Genomic DNA, 22,762 nt, shown 5'->3' with positions numbered 1-22,762 from the left:
AGAGTGTCAGGGGTGACAGTCGATTTCACTCCTGACCGCGCGCCGCTGCGGAGCTGGCTGCCGGGGTTCGTCGCGCTTGCCGCCATCTGGGGTTCGAGTTTTCTGTTCATCAAGGTCGGCGTGGCCGAGCTGCACCCCGTGCACCTCACTCTCTACCGGGTGGCCACCGGCGCGGTCACGCTGCTGGTGGTGCTCGCCGTGCTGCGCGACCGGCTGCCCCGCGACCTTCGCGTCTGGGGGCACATGCTCGTGGTGGCCGCGTTCGGCGTCGCGGTGCCGTTCACGCTGTTCGGCTACGGCGAGCAGCGGGTCGAGTCGATGCTCGCCGGCATCTGGAACGCCACCACGCCGCTGATCGTGCTGCCGCTGGCGGTGCTGGTGTTCCGCACCGAGCGGCTGACCGTGCGGCGGGCGGTCGGGCTGGGGCTGGGCTTCGTCGGGGTGCTCGTGGTGCTCGGCGTCTGGGAGGGCGTCGGTGGCGCCCACTTCGTCGGCCAGCTCATGTGCTTCGGCGCGGCTGCCTGCTACGGGCTCGCCATTCCGTACCAGAAGAAGTTCGTCGCGGGCAGCGCGTACTCCGGGCTGTCGCTGTCGGCGGCCCAGCTGCTGGTGGCGACCGCGCAGCTCGCGCTGGTCGCGCCGTTCGTCGGGACGCCGCCGTCCCCGGCCGGGCTCTCGCCGCGCGTGATCGCGAGCGTGCTGGCGCTCGGCGCGCTCGGCACCGGGCTCGCCTTTGTCATCAACATGCGCAACATCCGGCTGGCCGGGGCGAGCACGGCGTCCACAGTGACGTACCTGGTTCCGGTGTTCGCGGTGCTCGTCGGCGCGGTCGTGCTGGGTGAGCGGATGACCTGGCACCAGCCGGTGGGTGCGCTCGTGGTGCTGGCCGGCGTGGCGGTCGCGCAGGGCCTGTTCGGGCGGCGCCGCACGCGCCCGGACGTGGTGGTGCCGGCCCGCACTGTCGAACCGGCCGCCCAGGGCTGACCCTCAGCTACGGCCGGCCGTCCACTTCACCAGGCGGTCGGCCGTCCAGGTGTTCACCACCCGGTTCGCCGGCACCCCGCACAGCGCGGCCCGCTCGCAGCCGAACCGCTGCCAGTCGAGCTGGCCGGGGGCGTGCGCGTCGGTGTCGATGGCGAACCGGCACCCGGCCTCCAGCGCGAGCCGGATCAGCCGCTTCGGCGGGTCCTGCCGTTCCGGCCGGGAGTTGATCTCGACGGCTACGTCGTGCTCGGCGCACGCCGCGAAGACGGCGTCCGCGTCGAACTCGCTCTCCTTGCGGGTACGCGCTCGGTGCCCCTTGTCGCCCGGCCCGGTCACGCCGGCGGGCCGGGAGGAGACCATCCGGCCGGTGCAGTGCCCGAGGATGTCCAGGTGCGGGTTGGCGATCGCGGTCAGCATCCGGCGGGTCATCTTCGCCCGGTCGTCGTTCAGCCCGCTGTGCACCGACCCGACCACCACGTCCAGGCGGGCCAGCAGGTCCTCGTCCTGGTCCAGCGAGCCGTCGGCGAGGATGTCGACCTCGATGCCGGTGAGCAGGCGGAAGCCCTTCGGCAGCGCCTCGTTGACGGCGGCGACGTGGTCGAGCTGCTTGCGCAGCCGCTCCGCGGTCAGGCCCCGGGCCACCTTCAGCCGTGGCGAGTGGTCGGTGAGCACCAGGTACTCGTGGCCCAGCTCGACCGCCGCGAGCGCCATCTCCTCGATCGGCGAGCCGCCGTCGGACCAGTCCGAGTGGGTGTGGCAGTCGCCGCGCAGCGCGTCCCGCAGCTTCGCCGCCGCCTCGTCCAGGTCGGTGCCCTCGGTCGCCAGGAGCCGGCGCAGGTAGACCGGCTCCTCCCCGGCCAGCGACTCGGCCACGCAGCGGGCGGTGACGTCACCGACGCCGGACAGCTCGGTCAGCTTGCCAGTGCGGGCCCGCTCGGCCACCTCGGCGGCGGGCAGCGCGCCGAGCGTCTTCGCGGCCGACCGGAACGCCCGGACCCGGTAGGTGGCCTCGTTGGCCCGTTCCAGCAGGAACGCGATCCGGCGCAGGTCGGCGATGGGATCCCGGGCACTCATGCCCTGGAACCTACGCGCATCCGCCGCCCGCCGCGCGACCCCGCACCGTCAGCCGCCCGTCGTGGACCGGCCCGGCGACGCCGGGCAGCCGTGCTTGCGCTGCCAGGCGGTGACCTCGGCGACCGGCGAGCGGTTGCCGTCCTTGCGCCACGAGTTCAGGTAGGGCGCCGGCCAGACCACGCCCCGGCGGATCCACCAGTCGTCCTTTCCCGTGCACTTCGGGGAGAGTCCGAAGTGCAGGTGACAGACGTTGTTGGCGTTGCCGGTACGGCCCACCTTGCCGAGCTGCTGCCCGGCCCGGACCCGTACGCCCGGGTCGATGCCGGCCGCGACCGCGCTCAGGTGCGAGCCGTAGTAGCGCACCCCGTCGTCACCGAGCAGCGAGACGGAGAGCCCGCCGTTGTTCGGCCCCTGCGGCCCGCGCTTGTCGAACCGGTCGACCCGGCTCACCTCCAGCACCACGCCGTCGGTGACCGCCACCACCGGCTCGCCGCAGTCGGCGAACACGTCGGTGCCCGGGTAGCCGCCGTGCGTCGGGTGGTAGTCGACGTTGCCGGCGCGGACGGGGAAGACCCGCTTCACGTCCGTGCGGGCCGGCGACGGCGGGGAGGCGGTCGGCGGTGCCGGGCTCGCCGGGTCGGCAGGCTGCGCGCCCGTCGCGATCGGGCTCGGTTCCTGCCACCTGTCGGCGCGCCCGGTGGAGGCGCCACACCCCCCGGCGGCGAGCGCCGCGACGAGCAGCAGGACCGGGTACGCCGGCCGCGGCCGGCGTCCGATCGATGGCGAGCGCATCCGGTCATCCTGACAGACCACTACCGTAGGGACGAACGCCGCGACCGCGTCACACCTGCCGGTCACTGTGCGTGACGCCGACGTGGATCGTTCGGGGAAGGGGGCGGTGGTGACGTACGGGTGGCAGGGCGGACCCGAGGGGACCGGTCCGGGGGCGTTCCCGCCTCCGCCGCGTACCCCCTCGGGACTCTTCCCGTCCAACGCGCCGATCCGGCCCAGCTACCGCGAGCCGTACCCGATCACCGGCTCCGGGGTCGCGGTCGGCGCGCTCGTCGCGTTCGCCTGGTTGCTGCTGTTCGGGCTGCTCGGCCGCAACATCGCGGGTTACGCCTGGTGGACTCTGCTGGCCGGCGCCCTGGCCTGGGCGGCGGCTGCGGTGCTGGTCCGCCACGGTGACCGGGGGGTCGCCACCGGGGTCGCGATCGTCACCGCCGGTGGTTGGAGCATCGCCGCCGCGCTGGTCGCGATGCGGTGGGCGCAGACCGGCGACTGGCCGCTCTGGTGACCATGGGTGCCGGTTTCGCTGCGTAGCGAAGGCCACCTTGACGTTCGCGCGGTGACGGTCCACGCTCGGCGGTATGGCCTGGACCACACCGCCGCGGCTCGACCCCGAGCGGAGCCGCCGTCGCCTGCAACTCCTTGCCGAGTTGGCCGGTGCCCGCGCGGTGCAGCAGCGCCAGCGACCACAGCGCGCGCGTACCGAGCGGCTGCGCCAACTCATCGCCACCCGTCGGCGCGTCGTCGGCTGACCGGCTTTCTCTTCAGAACGGCCGGCCCTTACGGGGCGTTGACCGGTCGCCCGCCGACCCGACCGGTTAACGTGCATCGCGTGACCTGTCGGCGTGCTGCCGAGGCCAATTTGGGGGGACCGTGTCGTACTTCGCTGCTGCCGTGGCGCGCGTCGACGGCGGCTGGACCGCGGGCGAGGTGAGCCTGCGGGGCGTCACCGACATCGAGGAGGTGGCGGACCGGCTGCGCGACGTCGAGCCGGACGCCGACCTGTCGCTGCTGTTCGTCGAGGCCGACGACACGTACCTGGTCGTCCTGCGCCTGGACGAGGGGGAGGACCTGCGGGTCTTCGGCTCCGACTCGGCGTTCGCGGAGGAGTCCCGCCTGGGCGCGCTGCTGGTCGGCGACCTGAAGACGTCGGTCACCGGGCTGGAGGAGGTCGACGAGCCGCGCGCCTCCAGCGGCGACGACGACAACGAGCAGCCCGCTGTGGACCCGGAGGCCGACCCGGTCGGCGACGCCGACCTGCTGGCCGACCTGGGCATCCCGGCGCAGAAGCTGCTCGCGCTCTGCGCACACGAGGGTTCCATGCCGGCCGACGTCACCGCCGAGATCTGCCAGGTGCTCGGCTGCGTGGACGAGGTCGAGGAGCTGCGTGAGGTCTGAGCCCGGGGAGTCCCGGACGCCCGGCGCCGCCGAACCCGCCGACGCGACCGATCCGGCGCTGGAGACCGTACGCCCGGGGCAGCCCACCCCCGGCCGGACCGCGCGCGTCGGTCCCGGCGCCAACGAGGCGCTCGCCGAACCGGGCGCGGTCGGCCGCCGGCAGCGGCACGAGCTGTGGATGCGCCGGGCCCTGGAGGTCGCGGTGACCGGCCCGGACGAGGCGACCCCCGACGCCGACGACGTGCCGGTCGGCGCGGTGCTCTACGGCCCCGACGGCGCCGAACTGGCGATCGGGCGCAACGAGCGGGAGCTGACCGGCGACCCGACCGCGCACGCCGAGGTGCTGGCGCTGCGCCGGGCCGCGCAGCGGCTGGGCCGCTGGCGGCTGGACGACTGCACGCTCGTCGTGACGCTGGAACCGTGCACCATGTGCGCCGGGGCGATCGCGCTGGCCCGCGTCTCGACAGTGGTGTTCGGCGCGTGGGAACCCAAGACCGGCGCGGTCGGGTCGCTCTGGGACGTGCTGCGCGACCGCCGCGTCACGCACCGCCCCGAGGTGTACGGCGGCGTGCTGGAACGCGAGAGCGCGGCGTTGCTGCGCGCGTTCTTTCGCTGAGGTGTGCTCGGCTCAGGCGCTCGTCGGCGCCGGGCGCAGCAGCGTCGCGGCGACCCCCTGGGCGACCTCGGTCCACGCGGTCGGGCGCAACGTCGCCGGGTCGAGCCGGACGATCGACCGGGTGCCGGTGGCGTGCACGGTGGCGCCGTCGGTCGAGCGGAACTCGAAGGCGTACCGGGCGCTGCTGGTGCCGAAGTGCTCCAGCCAGAAGTGCACAGCCACAGTGCCGACGCCGGTGACCGGCGCGCGGTAGCTGATGGTGAACTCGCGGACCGCGTGGAACACGTCCGGCGCGGCGTGCACGTCGCCGCGGAAGGCGACGCCGCGCTCGGCCCAGTACGGCGTGAGCGCGCGTTCCAGCAGCACCGCGTAGCGGGCGTTGTGCAGCAGGCCCATGGCGTCGAGGTCGTCGAAGTGCACCGGCACGTGCGCGACGTGCCCGAACTCGGCGGCCTGCCGCTCGACTGTGGTGTGGCTCATGACTGGCCTTCCGGTAGCAGGGTCGGATCCGGGCAGAGCGCCCGCAGCCGGGTCAGCAGGCCCTGGCGGGCGTGCCGGTAGGTGGCGTCCGGGTCGAGCAGCCGGGACCGCATCACCGCGCTGATCCCCAGCGCGTCGATCTCGTATGCGAGCAGTGGCACGTCCAGGTCGGCGGGGAGTTCGCCGAGGTCCACCGCCTCCTGGACGAGGCGTTCCAGCAGCGCGGTCCAGCGGGCGAACGCCTCGGCGAGCCGGTCGCGGACCGGGCCGGGGCGGGCGTTGTACTCGAACTCGGTGTTGGCGAAGAAGCAGCCGCCGGGCAGCACCCGGGCGGCGTAGAAGTCGATCCGGGCCTCGTGCAGCGCGCGCAGCCGGCGTACGCCCCGGGGCGCCTCCAGGGCGGGCGCGACGATCATTTCCTGCCACTGCGCGACGGCCCGGTCGACGGTGGCGAGTTGCAGCGCCTCCTTGGAGCGCCAGTGCGCGAAGAGGCCGGACTTGCTCACCTCCAGCCGGTCGGCGAGCTGGGCCAGGGAGAGGCCGTGCAGGCCGACCTCGGTGGCCAGCGCCACGGCGGTGTCCAGCACCGCGGTGCGGGTGCGGTCGCCACGGGCGACGCGGCCGTCGGAGGTCATGCGGGCAGCGTATCGGGAAACAAGCACGACCGGTCGTATTTATTTTTGTGACCCGGGTAACGCGCGACCGCCCCGCCACCTTGCGGCGGCGGGGCGGTCCAGAGTCGATCAGGTCAGGCGATGATGGTGTCCAGCGCGATCTCGACCATCTGGCCGAACGTCTGCTCACGCTCCTGCGACGTGGTCTTCTCGCCGGTCTTGATGTGGTCGCTGACGGTCAGGATCGTCAGCGCGCGGGCCTTGAAGCGCGCCGCGATCGTGTAGAGCGCCGCCGACTCCATCTCCACCGCCAGCACGCCGTAGTCGGCGAGCGTGTCGTACAGGTCCGGCCGGTCCGTGTAGAAGGCGTCCGCCGCCAGGATCGGCCCCACCCGCATGCTGATGCCGCGCCGCTCGGCCACCTCGACCGAGGTACGCAGCAACCCGAAGTCGGCCACCGGGGCGTAGTCGATCAGCCCGTCGAAGCGCATCCGGTTCATGTTCGAGTCGGTGGACGAGCCGATCGCCGCCACCACGTCCCGCAGCTGCAGATCCTCGGTCAGCGCGCCGCAGGAGCCGACCCGGATCAGCGACTTCACGCCGTACTCGTTTACCAGCTCGTGGGCGTAGATCGAAGCGGACGGCATGCCCATGCCGGAGCCCTGGACGGACACGTCAACGCCGTTCCACTTGCCGGTGAAGCCCAGCATGCCGCGCACCGTCGTGTAGCAGCGGGCCCCCTCCAGGTAGGTCTCCGCGATCCACTTGGCCCGCAGCGGGTCGCCCGGCATCAGGACCCGCTCGGCGATCTCTCCCGGCTCAGCGCCGATGTGCGTACTCATGGCAAAGATCCTGCCAGGCCGGGCCGAGGGATACCGGTTCGGCGTCCAAGCCGGCGGTCCTGTACCCTCGTCGGCGGTGGCGTGTCCGAGTGGCCTAAGGAGCACGCCTCGAAAGCGTGTGAGGGTTTACGCCCTCCGCGGGTTCAAATCCCGCCGCCACCGCTCGTGAACAGCGAGAACGCCCGGTCGATCCGTGAGGATCGACCGGGCGTTCCGCTTGTGGTCTCAGTTTCGGTCTCGGTTGCTGCTCAAGAGGTCGATTTCGGGTCCTCTGTCGGGCTGTCCCACAGCAGCCCTCCGACGCGCTGGGCGATGTCCCGACGCACCTGGGCGGTGAGGTGTTGGTACCGGGCCGCCATCGCTGAGTTGGACCAGCCCATGATGCCCATCACCGCCCGCTCGGCCACGCCGAGGAACCCACCCGGAACAGAGGGGTCAAAGTTCAGCCGGCGTTGACAGTCACACCGCCGCGCCGTAGGGCAAGTCACCGCCGGCCGTGGTGGGGATGCGGCGCGGAGGATGCGGGGCCGCCCCTCCGACCTCAAGGGCGCTTCGCGTCGCTACGCGACGGCCCTGCGGGCCGCCCTTGACCCCGGAGCCTCTGCGACCCCTCGGGCCGGCGTTGCCGGCAGGCCAGGGGCCTGCCCGGGTAGCACGCGCAGCATCCCCACCCCGGCCTCGCCGCGAGCCGAACCGCCGCTGTCGAGGAATGGGTCGTCAAGGCCCGCTTGACGCAAATAGCAGAATCGGTGATCGTGAACGTGGTGGCCGACTTGTTGGCTTACTTCCGCTCGGCACGCACCGCCTCGTGCAGTGCCTGGGCGATGGCCCGGTCAGCTTCCGCCGTGCGTGCTGGTGCGGGGTCGACGGCGGGCGGGATGGTGGGGACTGCATGGATGGCGCCAAGAAGCTCATGGTCACACCGCCCAGGGCAACCAACTTTCGACCCATACCGCTAGCGTCTGACGCGATAGCCTGCGGCTTGCAGAAATTGGAGTGCATGGGTTGCCATCACGAGATGACCGGTTCGCCGATTTGCTCGACCGGGCCGATGAGCCCGCGGACGGGGGCTTCGTTGCTCATCGGCGGCGGCATGGGGGGACACCAGTGACTGTGACGCAGGCGATCGTCGAGGAGCAGGTCGTGAAGTCGCGGCACCGTGTCAAGACGTACGGTGAGGTCTTTACGCCGCGTCACATGGTCGACCGGATGCTCGATTTGGTTCGCGAGGAGTTGGAGACCGGCCCCGACTTCGTCGACAAGACCTTCCTTGAGCCTGCGGCCGGTGACGGCAACTTCCTGGTCGCGATCCTGCAACGCAAGCTCCGTGCGGTCGAGAAGACCCACGCACCCGAGGAGTGGCCGGAGGCGTCCTTGTTCGCCCTCGCCTCGATCTACGGCATCGAGCTGCTGGAGGACAACCACCGGGACGCCAAAGAGGCCATGCTCACCGAGTTCTTGCACTTCCACGAACAACACGGTGTCCCATGTGACCCGGATACGAGCCTGCGGAAGGCCGCGGCCTTCCTCATCGACACAAACATCGTTCGTGGCGACACTCTGACCGGCCTGGATTGGCGAGGCAAGGAGATCCAGTTCTCCTGGTGGAACCGGATCACCGGGGCCGCCGAGATGGTTCAGCGTGAGCCGTTCACGCTCGCCTCGCTGCGCGACGACGACGCCTTCGACTTCACCGTCTATGACAGGTACTGGGCATGCAGGATCGACAAGGTCCATGAGGAAGTGAGGGCCGATGCCTAGTCCGAAGATCAGGACGTTCCGTGAGATCACCCCGCTCATCTACTCCTGGTCGACCCCGGACATCCCCAAGTACGCGGGATGGGAGAAGATCGGGTACACCGAGCAGGAGAGCGCAGACGCGCGCATCGCGCAGCAGGCATCCCAGCTGTCCGTCGAGAAGAAGAAGAACTGGTCGCGGCGGGCCCTGTTCACGTCCGAGGCCGGTGGGCGCTTCACGGACAAGGACTTCCACGCCTACCTGCACCAGCAGGGCGTGGAGCGCGAGACCATGCCAAAGCGGACCGAGTGGCATCACTTCGGGATCGCCGCGAAGACGTCGCTGGAGTACTTCAACGACTTCGCCGGCCAGGACTTCGCCCACCTCCAGCTCGGCGGCGAGGAGGACGACTACGTCCTGCGCCCCGAGCAGCAAGCGGCCGTCGACCAGGCCGTGGTCGCCTTCAAAGCCGGGAAGACCGAGGTGCTGTGGAACGCCAAGCCGCGGTTCGGCAAGACGCTGACGACATATGACCTGATGCGGACCCTGGACGTTCGGCGAGTCTTGATCGTCACCAACCGCCCGGCGATCGCGAACTCCTGGTTCGACGACTTCACGCGCTTCATCGGCCACCAGACCACGTACCGGTTCGTCTCGGAGTCGCCCTCACTGGCCGACCGTTCGCCCATGACTCGCGAGCAGTGGCGTGCTTTTTTGCACAGCTGTCAGGACGAGGACCCGCGCATCGTGGAGTTCCTCTCGCTGCAGGACCTCAAGGGGTCGCAGTACTTCGGCGGCTCGTACGACAAGCTGAAGCACATCGCCCAGTCCGACTGGGACCTGCTGGTGATCGACGAGGCCCACGAGGGCATCGACACCACCAAGACCGACGTCGCGTTCGACCACATCAAGCGCAGACGGACGCTGCACTTGTCTGGCACACCGTTCAAGGCAATGGCTCGCGGCAAGTTCGACCAGCACCAGATCTTCAACTGGTCATACGAGGATGAGCAGGCCGCCCGCCAGCAATGGGCGGAGGAGGGCCAGGAGAACCCATATGCGGCGCTGCCGACGCTCAACCTGCTGACCTACCAGATCTCGCGGATGATCATCGACCGTCTGGCCGAGGGCGTCGCCATCGACGAGGACGAGGCGAACATCGACTACACGTTCGACCTCAACGAGTTCTTCGCGACCAAGGACAATGGGTTCTTCGAGCACGAGGCCGAGATCATCAAGTTCCTCAACTGCCTGACGACCAACGAGAAGTACCCGTTCTCCACGCCTGAGCTGCGAGACGAGATCCGCCACTCCTTCTGGCTGCTCAACCGCGTCGCCTCTGCCAAGGCACTGCAGAAGCTGCTCAAGACGCACAACGTCTTCAAGGACTACACGATCATCTTGGCCGCCGGCGACGGACGCTCCCACGACGACACCGACCCCGTCGCGGCCGGCAAGTCTCTGGACAAGGTGCGCACGGCCATTGCGGAGGCCGAGAAGTCGGACGGCAAGACCATCACCCTGTCGGTGGGACAGCTGACCACGGGCGTCACGGTGCCCGAATGGACCGCGGTCATCATGCTGTCCGACCTGTCCTCCCCGGCCCAGTACATGCAGGCGGCGTTCCGGGCGCAGAACCCCTGCACCTTCGAGCGTGCCGGGCGCGTGTTCCAGAAGCAGAACGCGTACATCTTCGACTTCGCGCCCGAGCGCACGCTGACGATTTTCGACGCCTTCGCCAACAACCTGCACCCGAACCCCTCCGGGGACCAGGGCGTGCGGCAGGAGAACATCCGCCGGCTGCTGAACTTCTTCCCGGTCCTGGGCGAGGATGCCGAGGGCCGGATGATCGAGCTCGACGCCTCCCAGGTACTGACCTTCCCGCAGGTGTTCAAGGCCCGCGAGGTCGTGCGCCGAGGGTTCCTGTCGAACCTGCTGTTCGCGAATGTCGCCGGGATCTTCCGGTACACCGAGCACATCAAGGAGATCCTTGACAAGCTCCCGGCCGCAAAGCAGGGCAAGGCCAGGATGGCGGATCCCATTGAGATCCCGCAACCGCCGTCCGTCACCGACCCGGACGGCAACGTGCAGATCGACGTCGAGACCGTCATCAACCCGAAGGTCGCCGAGCTCGGCAAGCCCGTCTACCGCATCGAGAACATCCCAACCGTCGAGCCCGATGCCCCTGCACACACGGCCGCTAGGCAGATCGCGAAGGCGGTGACCGAGCAGAGCCGCGCCAAGCGCGAGGAGCTGATGGAGGCCTACGGGCTCACGACCAAGCAGGTCGAGCGCGACGAGAAGCGCACCGAGCAGGCCGTGAAGGACCAGGTCGAGCGCGCCTACACCGAGCACAACATCGCCAGCAAGCATCTGGAAGACGAGCTGAAGAACGCGGCCACCGAGGCCGAGGCCCAGGTCGTCGAGGCCAAGAGAGCCGAGCAGGACAAGGCGTTCAAGACGAACATCCTCGCCATCGTCGAGGAGACGATGGACTCGATCGTGCCCGAGGTGGTGACGCGCGAGGAGACCAAGAAGGAGCAGAAGCGCGCGAACCAGACGATGGACGACACCCGCTCCCGCCTGCGAGGATTCGCCCGCACGATTCCCATGTTCCTCATGGCATACGGGGACCGTGGCATTCGCCTGTCGAACTTCGACGACTACACGCCCGACGACGTGTTCAAGGAAATCACAGGGATCACCGAAGCCGAGTTCCGCCTCCTGCGCGACGGCCAAGAGGTCACCGATGAGAACGGCACTGTCACGAAGATCCCAGGCCTATTCGACGAAGCGGTCTTCGACCAGTCCGTCCAGGAGTTCCTGGACAAGAAGGAGGCCCTGGCCGATTACTTCGACGACGCGCAGACCGAGAACATCTTCGCCTACATCCCGCAGCAGAAGACATCTCTGGTCTTCACCCCACAGTCCGTGGTCAAGCTGATGGTCGACGCCCTCGAAGCCGAGAACCCAGGCATTTTCACCGACCCAACCAAGACCTTCGCGGATCTGTTCTCCACCGCCGGACTGTTCCTGATGGAACTGGTGCGCCGCCTCGACACTGGCCTTACCGGTGTGTTCCCTGACCAGGACGTCAGGCTGCGGCACATCCTGACCTCACAGGTCTTCGAGATGAGCCACAACGAGATCCTGCACCGCATCACCATCGAGGCTGTCTCGGGCGGCGTCCCGCAACGCAAAGCCTGGATCGAGGACTCCGGCCACTTCAGCGTCGGCAACCTCGCCCGAATGACCTCGGAGGAGCGCCAGAACATGGTTGACCGCATGCTGACGGAAGGACGCTGACCGTGAGCAAGAAGTTCGACGTCGTCATCGGGAACCCTCCCTACCAGGAAGAGGCCCAGGGCGAGGGAACCCGCGACACCCCGGTCTACCACCGGTTCATGGACGCGGCCTACGACGTAGGAACGAAGGTCGTCCTAATCACCCCGGCCCGCTTCCTGTTCAACGCAGGTTTCACGCCCAAGGCCTGGAACGAGAAGATGCTCGCCGACCCGCATCTTACGGTGCCGATCTACGTCCGAGACAGTTCGGAGCTCTTTCCAGGCACCAAGATTCGCGCAGGGATCGCCGTGACGTACCGAGACGCGGAGCGTGCAGGCACTCCGATCGAGACGTTCACGGCGTACAACGAACTCAACTCGATCCTGCACAAAGTGCGAGAGTCAGGGACGGCATTCATCGAGACTTTGGGCATCACTAGCTCACGCTCATACCGCTACACGGACAAGTTGTACAAGGACCACCCGGAGGCACTCAAGCTGCGCCCGGAGGGCAACACCGCCCTGGTCAATACGAACGCGTTTGAGCAATTCTCCTTCCTCTTCTACGACAGCCGGCCCGCCGACGATCATGAGTACGTTCAGGTCCTCGGCGTGATTAAGAACAAGCGTTGCCGCCGATGGATTCGTCGCGATTACATCACGGGCCCGGAGAGCTTCAACAAGTACAAGGTCGCGCTCCCAGCCGCGAATGAGAGCAACAAGCTTGGCTGGATGGCGGCCCCAGAGGTCGTCGAACCTGGCGTTGCCGTAACCCAGACGTTCCTGACCATCGGCGCGTTCGACACAGACGTCGAGGCGCGGGCCTGCCTCTCTTACCTCAAGACGAAGTTCGCTCGGGCCATGCTCTATATCTTGAAGGTGACCCAGCACAATCCTCGCGCTACCTGGCGGTTCGTCCCGGCGCAGGACTTTACGACCGCATCTGGCATCGACTGGACCAGGACTATCCCCGAGATCGACGCCCAGCTCTGCGCCAAGTACAGCCTTGACCGCAACGAGATCGCCTTCGTTGAGGAACAGGTCACGTCGATGGGCTGACACTCGGCCGCCTGTGCTAATCGCGGCTCGACTACTACGCGAACTGCGCCGCTGCTCGGCGCACGGGAGTCGCGCCGCTGCACCGCGGCGAAGGTTTGCAAGTACGTCCCTCTGCAGGACTTCACCACCTCCTCGGACCGGGAACCGACCCGTAAGCGGAGATCGACGGCTCGGTCCCCGAAGGCGGGGCCACGGAGAGACCCAAGTCACCGGCCTGGTGCCTTGGGCCTCTCCGGGCGCGAGCGGGATCAGCGGCGGGCGGCTAGCCGCGGCAGAGCCCTGTTCCGCAGCGGTGCCGCTGCGAGCCCAACGCGTCCCTCGATTCGGCGCACGTCCGCGACCGAGGTGTCGTCGGTGAGCGGGATGATGTAAACGGTTGACCAGTCGAGCGTCTTCGGCTGGTTGCGCAGGTGCTGGAGGAAGCGGGACCGCACGCCGATCGTGGTGGACCCCACGTACAGGACCTGTCCGGACCAGGCGCACACCACGTAGACGGCGTTACGGGCACGGGCCGCGGCCGGAATGCCACTGCCAAATGGGATCGGCCCCAACGGTCCGCCCGGGCGGAGCTTGTCCCCGGCATAGGCGGCGAGGGACGCGAGGCGCAGCCGGGTCATCGCACGACCTCCAAGTCCTCGCTGTCCTCGTCCTCCCACCCCTCGACGGCCTGGTCGAGGTTCGCGTCGTACTCGCTCTCCCAGCCGTCACCACCACGTGCAGCGGACCTGGCACCGCGGTTGCGCCGCTCCCAAATCCGGCCCCAGAACTCCAGGTCCGAGGTCGCGGCGTCTAGGACGTTCTTCCACTCTCGCACGTGGTTCCGGTCGACACCGACCGTCTCGACATGGTCATTGCCGTCGAGCGCCTTGACCGAGCGGATCGCCGCCATGGCGTCCTCGACGGCCCGCACGGCGGCACCGAGCTGTGCAGCCGCGTCTCGCAGCGCGTCGTCTGGAGTGTCGGTGCTGGTCGGCCGCTGCGGCGAGCCCGGCTTCGGGAAGGTCGAGCGCAGGTAGACGTCGTTGAGAGTCTGGTCCTGCGCGCGGTCCTCGGTGCGCCGAATGCTGCCGTCTTCATTGACCGCCCGCAGGGTTGAGCGGCCCTCGTGATGGTCGACGATCGCCCGGTGCAGCTGCCGGATTCCAAGCCTCGACGTGAGCATGGTGTCGATAACCTCGCCGGGCCTACGCCGGTCGTCGGCGTTGGGATTGCCCTGTGTGCCGCGGTCCGCCCATAGCGACAGCGTGGCGATGAGCGGATAGGCGGAGCGGGCTGCGAGCTCAAGACGGGCCGGTCCCGGGTCGCCGGCGGGGTCTTGGTCTAGCTCGTCGAGGGCGTCAGCGAGGACGGCGTCGGCCTCGCGGTGCGTGGGCTTGAAGTAGTTGTCTCGTACGGCGACGAACCCGTGCTGCATGTAGCGGCGGACCCGGTCCGGCTTGGCGCCTTCGCCTGCTACGGCCCGGACCATCAGGGCAACGGCGAGATTGACCCGAACGTTCTTCGTAATGCGCTTGCGCGTCGACTGGCGGGTGACGGCATCGCGGATCGCGTCGCGCACGTCCTGGTCGTCGCTGGTGAACAGGGCGATGATCTCGGCAGCCCGGATGTCCTGGTCAACGGGCAGGTGGGCTGCCTTCGCCTGGGCGCGGCTGATCGAACCGGCGAACCATTTGCGCCGAAGCGGAGTCAGGATGCCGCGGTCCTCCATGACCGCCAGCGCCTCGTCGGCGAGGGATTCTAGCTCCGGGCCGTCGCCCCACGCCTTTGGCGCGTCGACGTGGCGCAACGCCACAAGCGACTTTACTGCCGACGAGAACTTGTCCGGTCCCCCGCTGAGGGGCTGGTAGCCGACGAGGATGAGCGCCGGCAGGGTTTCGCAGCGCAGCGCCTCGGACTGCTTGCCGGTGGGGCCCTGCTCGAAGGCGGTGTTGAGGTCTTTGATCCGGCCACGCATCACCGTGTCCGATGCGGCCGTCATAACGGCCTCGACGCTGTTGCCGACTCCGAGGATGTCGTGGGCGGCCGTGGTGCGTGAGGAACCCTCGGCGGTGGTAACAGCCCAGAGCGCGGGGCTGCCGTCCTCGGTGTGGGCGTATTGGGTTGCGACGAGCCACACTTCAGTGAGCACCCCCTGGTTGCGGATGGAGTACCGCCAGTCGTTGGCCTCCAATACGGCGCGAGCCGCCAGGGCCGACGCCCAGCGCATGTGCTCGGCCGACTCGACCTCGACCTTCAGATGAGGGGTGATGCCGTCGCTGGTCGGGTCGCCGACCGGCGCGAAACGGGACTCTTCATCCGTGCCCGGCTCGACAGCGATGGGGTGCCGTCGGGCGGTACCGATCCGGGGGTTGCGGATGTCGGGCAGGGTGCGGCGGGCCCATACCCGAGCCCGCACGGCGGACAGCGTGCCGCCGGTGATGGCCAGCTGCGTGGGGGTCTCGATCGCGCGACGCAGCTCGGCCGGATCGACGACCGCTTCCGCGATACACGCTGCGGCATCCGGGTCGAGGTTGAAGATCTCGACCAGCTTGTCGGCTGCCTTGCGGCGGGCGGCGATCGGCGCGAGTTCCGGGAGTTTACTGACGGGTCGGGGCGGGACGTGGTCGTGGACGGCGACTAGTTCTTCGGTGGTCGTGGTCATCTCGATGCCTCCTGGCACGTTTCGGGCACGCGGAAGGAGGTCAAGACGATGAATGTGCTGGTCGTCTCGTCCGCTCCCGGAGTGCCACAGCTGGTGTGGATTCCGTGCCCGGGAGGTCGGACGACCGAGGCCGTCGAGCGCGTCCCCTCCAACCTGTCGGAGCGAGCTCCGATGTGGTCTTTGGCGGCAACGTGGCACTCGGCACGGTCTGCAGCGTGAGGAAGCGAGCCTCCACTTTGCCTTCCGGGGGACCAGGTCCCTCGGCGACCATGCTCCGCTTCACGCGTCGCAGGCGTCGGCAGTCTACCACTCCGCAGCGACGCCGGTGGGTAAATGCCGCGAGTCGACTGACCTCTGCTGGTCTCAGTTGTGGTCTCCTTCATCAACGTACGAGGCCGTCCGTCGGAGGCCGGATCAGCTTTCCCGCCCTGCTCATGGCCCCGGTCGGTTGAGGCTGAACGTCGTGTCGCAGACCTCGAAAGCGTGTGAGGGTTTACGCCCTCCGCGGGTTCAAATCCCGCCGCCACCGCCATATCGATCAAGCGCCCGGGTTGTCCCGGGCGCTTCGTCGTCAGCAGGGGCCGTAGCCCTCGTCGAAGAGGCGGCGGGCCCAGTCCGCGTACCCGGCGATGATCTCGCGGACGGTGACGCCGTCGTGCAGGAACAGGTACGCGCGGTCGCCGTCGCGGGCGAGCAGCCCGGCGAAGCGGTGACTGCCGGGCGGCGCCGGCAGGTCGGTGGCGCCGGGGTACGCGGCGCGGACCTCGCCGATCGGCGTGCCGGCGCTGATGCCCTCGGGTGTGCTCATCGGGTCGTCCAGCCAGAGCAGGACGAGCCGGTCGTCGACGAAGATCGGGCTGACCGCCCCGTGTCCGACGAGTGCGGGCCCGCAGGCCTCCTCGTCGGCGCGCAGCACGCCGCGGCGGGTCAGGTCCGCCTCGGTGGCGCCGAACTCCGCGTCGCGCAGGCCCTCCAGGCTGACCACCTGGGCGGCGCCGACTGGCCGGGCCGGCCACTGTGGATGAACGCCGCTGCCCGCCACTGATGCGGCAGCAAGCAGTACGGCAATAAAGCCGAATTGTCGTAATTTCATGCAATCCCCCAGTCACCAACGGGACCGGGGCGATGAGGTTGCTGGTGCTGGCCGGATTGGCGAAGTTCCCACTCTTCGGCCAGCTCGTCCCAGTAGTCGGCGGACAGCCCGCGCCGACCGTGCGTCAGCCAGCCGTCGGTGTCGCGCTCCAGGTGCAGGCCCAGCTCGGCGAACGGGTCGATCCACGCGCCCGGCTCCGCGCCCAGCCTGGCCAGCGCCGTGTTGATCGGCCACTCGGTACGCGGCCGGTCCAGCGCGGCGTCGTACCGCGGCCCCCAGCTCACCTCGCCGCCGAGCCACACCACCGCCGACTGGTGGCCCAGCCCGCCCGCGAACTCCGCCTCCAGGTACGCGACCGGGCCGCTGGTCGACCAGCGGGCCAGCACCTCCGCCAGCGGCGGCGAGAGCACCAGCCGGAACGGGCGCTCGGCGCGCGGCTCGTCGGTGGCGAAGTCCGGCAGCCCGCCGGTCAGTTCCTGCACCAGTTGCGGGGTCACCGGCAGCAGCGCGAAGTCCTGGCGGAGCGCGGCGAGCACCGCGTGGTCCAGGTCGGCGGTCTGCTCGCGAAGCAGCTCGACGTCGGCGACCACGGCGCTGAGCTGGTAACTCATCCGGTCCTCTCGGCGTCCACAGGCTGTGGATGGAACATGTGTACGACGATCTCAGGTGGCTCCGTTGGTCAGATACCTCGGGCGTCCGTCGCTCAGCGCGGCCACCGCGTGACGCAGCCGATGCCAAACGTACGGGCGAAGCAGCGCCTGCGCATCATCGAGCGCAACGAATCGTGCGTCAGCCAGTTCGCCGTCAGCCGGTTTCAACGGCTCGGCGGGAGGCAGTGCACCGCCGTCGAAGATGAACATCAGGCTGTCGTCCCACGGGCCGTGCGGTGCGACCCAGTCCACCACCAGCAACGGTCCGACGCGTAGTTCGAGACCCAACTCCTCGCGCATCTCCCGCTCGGCGGCCAGGTGCGGCGGCTCGTTCGCCTCCGCCATGCCGCCCGGCAGGTCCCAGTCCGGCTTGTAGCGCGGATCTACCAGCAGGACGTCGCCGTCACCGTTGCGCAGCAGTACGTCGGCTCCCACCCGCTTCCGGGGCTGCCGCGCGTTGCCCTCGGCGAGGTGGGCCTGCCAGGCTGCCGGATCTCGCTCGTACAGGGGACGCTCGTCGGCCATACCGACGATTGTCGGCCGTCCTCACGCCGTCGGCAGCGGCCTCGGCGTTCGCGTACGAGAATCGCCTGGTCGATCTCGGCGGAGGTGGTCGGATCGGGGTGGAGGCGTTCGTAGCCGGGGTGACGGCGGCCGACGATAGTAAAAGAGGAACCGATGGCGCAGTACCTGATCTCCGTACTCGACGACACCACCGGCTCGGCCACCGAGGCGGAGATGGCCGCGATCGGTGAGTTCAACGAGCGGTTGCGCGCCGACGGCCACTGGGTCTTCGCCGGTGGCCTCGCGGCGCCCGAGACCGCCACGGTGGTGGACGCGCGGGACGGGAGCCCGCTGCTCACCGACGGGCCCTACCTGGAGACGAAGGAGTACGTCGGCGGGTTCTGGATCATCGAGGCCCCGGACTTCGACGTGGCGCTCCCGCTCGCCGCGCTGGCGTCGCAGCGGTGCAACAGGCGGGTCGAGCTGCGGCCGTTCCTGGGCGCGTGACAGACGTCGGCGAGGTGCTGACCCGGGTCCACCGCGAGGAGTGGGCCCGGGTGGTCGCCACGCTCGCCCGGCGCATCGGCGATCTCGACGTGGCCGAGGAGATGACCGCCGAGGCGTTCGCCGCCGCCGTCGAACGGTGGACGGCCGACGGCGTACCGCCGAACCCGGGCGCGTGGCTCACCACCACCGCGTACCGCCGGGCCGTCGACCGGATCCGGCGCGAGAGCCGGCGGGAGGACAAGCACCGGGAGGCGCTGATGCTGACCGACGTGCCGGAACCGCTCGGTGTCATCGACGACGACCGGCTCCGCCTGATCTTCACCTGCTGCCATCCGGCGCTGGCCATGGAAGCGCGGGTGGCGCTGACGCTGCGCCTGGTCGGCGGACTCACAGTGCCGGAGATCGCCCGGGCGTACCTGGTTCAGGAAGCCGCCATGAGCCGGCGGATCACCAGGGCCAAGACGAAGATCAAGGCGGCCGGGATCCCGTACCGGGTGCCGTCCCGCGAGGACCTGCCGACCCGCGTCACCGGCGTGCTCGCCGTTCTCTATCTGGTTTTCAACGAGGGCTACCTCGCCTCCGACCCCGACAAGGAGGCGGTGCGCGCCGACCTGACCGGCGAGGCGATCCGGCTCACCCGGCTGGTCCGTACGCTGCTGCCCGACGACCACGAGGTCACCGGTCTCCTGGCTCTGATGCTGCTGACCGAGGCCCGCCGGCCCGCCCGGGTCTCCGCGACCGGCGAACTCGTCGTCCTCGCCGAGCAGGACCGCAGCGCCTGGGACCGCGGCCTCATCGCCGAGGGCCACGCCTTGGTCCGCGCGTGCATCGCCGCCGCACGGCCGCCGGGCCGCTACCAGATCCTCGCCGCGATAAACGCCGTACACACCGACGCCCGCGACGCGCGGGACACCGACTGGTCGCAGGTCGCCGCGCTCTACGACCATTTGGTACGCGTCGACCCGTCGCCGATCGTGCGACTCAACCGGGCCGTGGCGGTCGCCGAACTGGACGGGCCGCAGGTGGCGCTCGCCGAGGTGGACGGGTTGCCGCTGGAGGGATATCACGCGTACCACGCGACGCGGGCCGAGCTGCTGCGGCGGATCGGGCGGGGTGGGGAGGCGCGGGAGGCGTACGAGCGGGCGATCGAGTTGGCGGGGAACAGCGCGGAGACGGCGTACTTGAAGCGGCGGCGGGACCAGTTGGGCACCGGGTGAGGAGTGCCATGGAACGCCGAAGGGGCGCCGCAAGCGGTGCCCCTTCGTGTCTGTCTCTTGCCCACTCAGCTGAGGGTGACCCGCTCGCCCTCGAAGTCAGCGACGATCTCCACGTTGCCGCCGAGGGCCCTGATGTAACGCACAACAGTGCCGACCTCGGCCTTCGGCAACTCGCCGTTCTCGATCGCCGCGACGCGAGGCTGCGACACCTTCATGCGGTCAGCGACCTGCTGCTGGGTCAGGCCCCTGCGCTCGCGCATCTCGCGCAGGCGCGCGGCGCGGACCTCGCCGCGCATCCGCTCCTTGTGCTGCTCGACGGTGGTCTCGTTCAGGTCGGCGCGGGAGCGAACGTCCCGCCAGCTACGTGCCATCAGCGTTGTCCCTTCAGCTCTCGCAGGTGCTCGGTGAACTTCTGGTCCGCTTCGAGGATGCTGGTCTCGTACCAGCCTTTCCAGTTGCCGGCCTTGTCACCCGCGACCAGGAGGATGGCCTCCCGCTGGGGGTCGAAGGCGAACAGGATCCTGATCTCCGTATCCCCCGCCGAGCCCGGCCGGAGCTCCTTCATGTTCTTGTAGTCGGAGCCCTTCACATGGTCAACGAGGGGCCGCCCGAGGGCCGGGCCTTCCTCGGCGAGCAGGTCAATGGCGGCGGCCACCTGGCCTGCGGAATCCGGGTCATCCTTACTGAAGTGAAGGTCTGATACTACGTAGCGTCAGGAGTGCGACAAAAGATCAGCCTGTGTCTGCGCGCGAGTGACGGGGAGAGCTGATCTCTGCGATTCATGACAGCCGCCAGCGATCTGGCCGAGCGGCCGGCCGCGAGCAACCAGGCGGGCCGGACCATGGCAAGTGAGACGAGGGCGAGCGTAGAGACGACTCAGGGCCGGTCCCGTGGGGGCCGGCCCTGTCGTTTTTCCTGCTCAAGCGAGCGGAGGATACGAGATTCGAACTCGTGAGGGTGTAAACCCAACACGCTTTCCAAGTCTGTCGTCTCGCGTTCGCCTGGGGCTGCGGCCGTCTCAGGCGGCAGGCTTAGCCCGTAACGGGAGCCTGCCGGACGGCCGCGTACGTAGACGAACGAGACGATGATTGAGACTACGGACGGGTTAGTCGACCGGCCGGCAGTAGGCGGGCGCTAGCACAGGTTTGGTGGTGGCGGGAACCTGTGACCGGAGTCACATCGGTTCAGTGAGCGCAAAAAAGTTGGAGATCAGATAGTCTCCTCGGCATGGATGAGCAGGAAGAAGTGCTGGCGGATTTAGAGGCCGCCGGTGTTCTTGCCGGGTTGCAGTGGGCGCGTCGCTCGGCGTACCAGAGGACCTGGCGCGACTACGAGCCCGAGACGGGTCACGACCAGACAACGGTCGGCACTGTCGCTCACAAGCTTTTGTGCGACCGACTCGATCGCGTCTTCTCCTGCGGCAAGTACTTCGTTGAATCACCAGAGCAAGCGGATGCTGGCCTTGACATCGTTGCGGCAGGTATCAGCGACGCTGAGTTCCGGTCCAGGCCCAAAATTCCACCGGGCACCGTGGTGCAAGCGGACCTGAACGGCTCTCCAGGTTGGAGGCTCGGGCGCTGGCGCTGGCTACTCGCCTCGACTAAGGCCGGCGAGGTCAAGTATATGAGATGGAAGAGCCCGACCAAGCGGAAGGCCGCGTCGCAGCCGTATCCGGGCCAGCTCCCGCTAGAAATTCCGTCTGGCCTGGAAGAGATATTCCAGATCATGATGACTGTTGATGCAATTAATAGCGACGACTCCACCACTTTGGTTGTGGCACACGGTATTGATCTGGACTTCGGCATGCCCGAGTTCTACCTAGGCCGGCCGAAGATCAGGCAGCGCCGCCGCACTGCTTGGCACTGGTGCGCGGATATCCTGGAGGATGACGGTGGTTCGGGCCAAGGCCCCCGTAATGGAGGCAGAGGAATTCCGGACTCGCGTACGCCCGATCGGATCGCCGACATTGGCGTACCGGATGTGCCCGTTCGTCTGCGTAACAAGAACATCCAAGAAAATTCAGCACAGAACGAGGGATAATGACTTCCCCCAAGCCTCCCGCCCTCGAACTACTCGACGTTGCCCGCCTATTTAGCGGCAGGCGTCTGACTATTGCCCGCCAGATTTCTGGACTGAGGAAGAACGGACTTGCCGAACTGATCGGAAAGACGCCTACCGCCGTTTCTTCTTACGAGAACGGCACAAAGCGTCCGGCCCCTGCTACTGTGGCCCAACTATGCCTAGCGCTTGGTGTGGAGCCAGCCTTCTTTCTGGCCGGAGATGGGGATAGAGGCAGTTTGCCTGCACCACATTTTAGGTCGTTGCGATCTACGCCGCAGATCACGCGAGATCAAGCGTACGCGTATGGGCTGCTTGTGAACGATATCGCGACGGTGTTTGGTCGGCACGTTGAATTCCCGGACTGCGACGTGCCTGAGATCCCTGTTGCTTTAGATTGCATGGATCTAAGTCAGCCGGAGGCGGCGGCTCGCCGCCTCCGGCTGCTTTGGCGGATACCACCCGGCCCTATTGGGCATTTGGTGCGCCTAGTGGAAAACCACGGCATTCTCGTGGTTTTTTCCACCCCGCAAGCAGCATCCGTCGATGCCTTCTCGTTCAGCGAGCCGGCTCGTCCCATAGTGCTGCTGAATCCCGTTAAGGACGACTACTACCGTCAGAGGTACGACGTAGCTCACGAACTTGGTCACCTAGTCATGCATGCTGAGGCGGAACCAGGCGATCGGATCGTGGAGGATCAGGCGAACCGGTTCGCCGCAGAGTTCCTTATGCCAGCGGAGGAAATAGTTCAGGTACTGCCACGCAAAGCTGACTGGCGAAGCCTGATGGTTCTAAAGGACGAGTGGCGGGTGAGCATGCAGGCGCTTCTCTATCGGGCACGTCAACTCGGTGTCATGAGTGCCTCTACGTATGAGAACGCCATGACCACGCTATCCGCCCGAGGGTGGCGACGCCGGGAGCCTGGCCCAATGCCGGCTGTTGAGAGTCCTTCGGCTCTCCCTAAAGGTAGGGAACTGCTGACCGAAGGTGGCTATACCCCCGTAGCTTTGGCTCGGGAGTGCCGGGTGCCATTGCCGATATTTGAAGCGGCGACATCTCGCATTCCCGTACGGAACGTTGCCTCAGGTGAAGTGCCTAGTGCCTCCCGGCGAAAGAGTGCTGACACCGGCGCTATTTCGGAAGATGCAATTCCCTTGTTCAGCGTATAGCGCCTAGTTCAATAGGGAGAGGGTGGAGAGCTGCGGCTCTCCACC

Annotated in this window: 23 protein-coding genes, 1 tRNA gene and 2 pseudogenes; 13 read left to right on the top strand and 13 right to left on the bottom strand. The window is 68.2% G+C overall.

Going from position 1 to position 22,762, the window contains the following annotated elements; all coding sequences use genetic code 11:
• Positions 1-12 precede the first annotated feature (12 nt).
• A complete protein-coding gene (locus KBX43_RS15730; protein ID WP_043327820.1) occupies positions 13-984 on the top strand; it encodes a DMT family transporter in 972 nt (323 codons plus the stop codon).
• Positions 985-987: 3 nt separating this feature from the next.
• On the opposite strand, the gene KBX43_RS15725 is transcribed toward KBX43_RS15730, so the two are convergent.
• Both KBX43_RS15725 and KBX43_RS15720 read right to left on the bottom strand, forming a co-directional pair.
• Positions 988-2,058: a PHP domain-containing protein gene (locus KBX43_RS15725; protein ID WP_069088841.1), complete on the bottom strand. Its 1,071-nt coding sequence runs from the start codon at positions 2,056-2,058 to the stop codon at positions 988-990.
• A 48-nt stretch (positions 2,059-2,106) separates the two neighbouring features.
• On the bottom strand, positions 2,107-2,850 hold the full coding sequence (locus KBX43_RS15720; protein ID WP_187693937.1) for a M23 family metallopeptidase: 744 nt from the start codon (positions 2,848-2,850) through the stop codon (positions 2,107-2,109).
• A gap of 109 nt (positions 2,851-2,959) precedes the next feature.
• Here KBX43_RS15720 and KBX43_RS15715 point away from each other — a divergent pair, with 109 nt between their 5' ends.
• From KBX43_RS15715 to KBX43_RS15700, 4 genes are all read left to right on the top strand, one after another.
• Positions 2,960-3,355 (top strand): hypothetical protein, encoded by a 396-nt coding sequence (locus KBX43_RS15715; protein WP_176722829.1) that lies wholly within the window; start codon positions 2,960-2,962, stop codon positions 3,353-3,355.
• Positions 3,356-3,428: 73 nt separating this feature from the next.
• Positions 3,429-3,599 (top strand): hypothetical protein, encoded by a 171-nt coding sequence (locus KBX43_RS15710; RefSeq protein ID WP_166457820.1) that lies wholly within the window; start codon positions 3,429-3,431, stop codon positions 3,597-3,599.
• A gap of 121 nt (positions 3,600-3,720) precedes the next feature.
• On the top strand, positions 3,721-4,245 hold the full coding sequence (locus tag KBX43_RS15705) for a tRNA adenosine deaminase-associated protein (RefSeq protein ID WP_043327823.1): 525 nt from the start codon (positions 3,721-3,723) through the stop codon (positions 4,243-4,245).
• Between the two features lie 178 nt (positions 4,246-4,423).
• On the top strand, positions 4,424-4,861 hold the full coding sequence (locus KBX43_RS15700) for a nucleoside deaminase (RefSeq protein WP_197494900.1): 438 nt from the start codon (positions 4,424-4,426) through the stop codon (positions 4,859-4,861).
• 12 nt (positions 4,862-4,873) lie between these two features.
• On the opposite strand, the gene KBX43_RS15695 is transcribed toward KBX43_RS15700, so the two are convergent.
• The 3 genes from KBX43_RS15695 to deoD form a co-directional block, all read right to left on the bottom strand.
• Positions 4,874-5,341: a thioesterase family protein gene (locus KBX43_RS15695; protein WP_043327825.1), complete on the bottom strand. Its 468-nt coding sequence runs from the start codon at positions 5,339-5,341 to the stop codon at positions 4,874-4,876.
• Complete coding sequence (locus KBX43_RS15690; RefSeq protein WP_030502134.1) at positions 5,338-5,976, bottom strand: TetR/AcrR family transcriptional regulator; 639 nt, start codon at positions 5,974-5,976, stop codon at positions 5,338-5,340. Before KBX43_RS15690 ends, KBX43_RS15695 begins: the two co-directional genes overlap by 4 nt.
• Positions 5,977-6,089: 113 nt before the next feature.
• Complete coding sequence (gene deoD, locus KBX43_RS15685; protein WP_043327826.1) at positions 6,090-6,797, bottom strand: purine-nucleoside phosphorylase; 708 nt, start codon at positions 6,795-6,797, stop codon at positions 6,090-6,092.
• A 75-nt stretch (positions 6,798-6,872) separates the two neighbouring features.
• Here deoD and KBX43_RS15680 point away from each other — a divergent pair.
• A tRNA-Ser gene (locus tag KBX43_RS15680) sits at positions 6,873-6,959 on the top strand.
• Positions 6,960-7,045: 86 nt separating this feature from the next.
• Here KBX43_RS15680 and KBX43_RS15675 read toward each other — a convergent pair.
• Positions 7,046-7,210, bottom strand: a pseudogene (locus tag KBX43_RS15675) (site-specific integrase); the annotation flags it as partial.
• 700 nt (positions 7,211-7,910) lie between these two features.
• Between KBX43_RS15675 and KBX43_RS15670 the strand changes: the two are divergent.
• From KBX43_RS15670 to KBX43_RS15660, 3 genes are read left to right on the top strand one after another with little or no spacing between them, the layout of a single operon-like run.
• Positions 7,911-8,558, top strand: coding sequence for a hypothetical protein (locus tag KBX43_RS15670; RefSeq protein ID WP_210885103.1), 648 nt, complete (start codon positions 7,911-7,913; stop codon positions 8,556-8,558).
• Complete coding sequence (locus tag KBX43_RS15665; RefSeq protein WP_210885102.1) at positions 8,551-11,841, top strand: DEAD/DEAH box helicase; 3,291 nt, start codon at positions 8,551-8,553, stop codon at positions 11,839-11,841. Before KBX43_RS15670 ends, KBX43_RS15665 begins: the two co-directional genes overlap by 8 nt.
• A gap of 2 nt (positions 11,842-11,843) precedes the next feature.
• Entirely contained in the window at positions 11,844-12,878 is a 1,035-nt protein-coding gene (locus tag KBX43_RS15660) for an Eco57I restriction-modification methylase domain-containing protein (protein ID WP_210885100.1), read from the top strand.
• 248 nt (positions 12,879-13,126) lie between these two features.
• On the opposite strand, the gene KBX43_RS15655 is transcribed toward KBX43_RS15660, so the two are convergent.
• The 5 genes from KBX43_RS15655 to KBX43_RS15635 all read right to left on the bottom strand — a co-directional run bounded on the left by KBX43_RS15655 (position 13,127) and on the right by KBX43_RS15635 (position 17,787).
• Positions 13,127-13,495: a GIY-YIG nuclease family protein gene (locus KBX43_RS15655; RefSeq protein ID WP_210885098.1), complete on the bottom strand. Its 369-nt coding sequence runs from the start codon at positions 13,493-13,495 to the stop codon at positions 13,127-13,129.
• Positions 13,492-15,519 (bottom strand): hypothetical protein, encoded by a 2,028-nt coding sequence (locus tag KBX43_RS15650; RefSeq protein WP_210885096.1) that lies wholly within the window; start codon positions 15,517-15,519, stop codon positions 13,492-13,494. The genes KBX43_RS15655 and KBX43_RS15650 overlap by 4 nt, the downstream gene beginning before the upstream one ends.
• A 571-nt stretch (positions 15,520-16,090) precedes the next feature.
• Positions 16,091-16,612, bottom strand: coding sequence for a hypothetical protein (locus tag KBX43_RS15645; RefSeq protein ID WP_043327830.1), 522 nt, complete (start codon positions 16,610-16,612; stop codon positions 16,091-16,093).
• Positions 16,609-17,223 (bottom strand): hypothetical protein, encoded by a 615-nt coding sequence (locus tag KBX43_RS15640; RefSeq protein WP_043327831.1) that lies wholly within the window; start codon positions 17,221-17,223, stop codon positions 16,609-16,611. The genes KBX43_RS15645 and KBX43_RS15640 overlap by 4 nt, the downstream gene beginning before the upstream one ends.
• 51 nt (positions 17,224-17,274) lie before the next feature.
• Complete coding sequence (locus KBX43_RS15635) at positions 17,275-17,787, bottom strand: NUDIX hydrolase (protein WP_043327832.1); 513 nt, start codon at positions 17,785-17,787, stop codon at positions 17,275-17,277.
• Positions 17,788-17,940: 153 nt separating this feature from the next.
• On the opposite strand from KBX43_RS15635, the gene KBX43_RS15630 reads away from it, so the two are divergent.
• Positions 17,941-18,273, top strand: coding sequence for a YciI family protein (locus KBX43_RS15630; protein WP_043327833.1), 333 nt, complete (start codon positions 17,941-17,943; stop codon positions 18,271-18,273).
• Positions 18,270-19,490, top strand: coding sequence for an RNA polymerase sigma factor (locus tag KBX43_RS15625; RefSeq protein WP_043327834.1), 1,221 nt, complete (start codon positions 18,270-18,272; stop codon positions 19,488-19,490). Before KBX43_RS15630 ends, KBX43_RS15625 begins: the two co-directional genes overlap by 4 nt.
• 65 nt (positions 19,491-19,555) lie before the next feature.
• On the opposite strand, the gene KBX43_RS15620 is transcribed toward KBX43_RS15625, so the two are convergent.
• Together KBX43_RS15620 and KBX43_RS15615 are read right to left on the bottom strand one after the other, a co-directional pair.
• A complete protein-coding gene (locus KBX43_RS15620; RefSeq protein ID WP_043327835.1) occupies positions 19,556-19,861 on the bottom strand; it encodes a helix-turn-helix domain-containing protein in 306 nt (101 codons plus the stop codon).
• Positions 19,861-20,166: pseudogene (locus tag KBX43_RS15615) on the bottom strand (type II toxin-antitoxin system RelE/ParE family toxin); the annotation flags it as partial. The pseudogene KBX43_RS15615 and the gene KBX43_RS15620, both read right to left, overlap by 1 nt.
• Positions 20,167-20,717: 551 nt before the next feature.
• On the opposite strand from KBX43_RS15615, the gene KBX43_RS15610 reads away from it, so the two are divergent.
• On the top strand, positions 20,718-21,530 hold the full coding sequence (locus KBX43_RS15610) for a hypothetical protein (protein ID WP_210885094.1): 813 nt from the start codon (positions 20,718-20,720) through the stop codon (positions 21,528-21,530).
• The gene (locus KBX43_RS32235; RefSeq protein WP_210885087.1) at positions 21,530-22,717 is read left to right on the top strand and encodes an XRE family transcriptional regulator; all 1,188 of its coding nucleotides are present in this window, start codon (positions 21,530-21,532) and stop codon (positions 22,715-22,717) included. The genes KBX43_RS15610 and KBX43_RS32235 overlap by 1 nt, the downstream gene beginning before the upstream one ends.
• Positions 22,718-22,762 lie beyond the last annotated feature (45 nt).

It is taken from the genome of Micromonospora sp. C41, from assembly GCF_018070485.1.
Classification (GTDB): Bacteria; Actinomycetota; Actinomycetes; order Mycobacteriales; family Micromonosporaceae; genus Micromonospora; species Micromonospora chalcea.
Note: the sequence above shows the minus strand (reverse complement) of the source record. Positions and strands in the feature narration are given on the sequence as shown.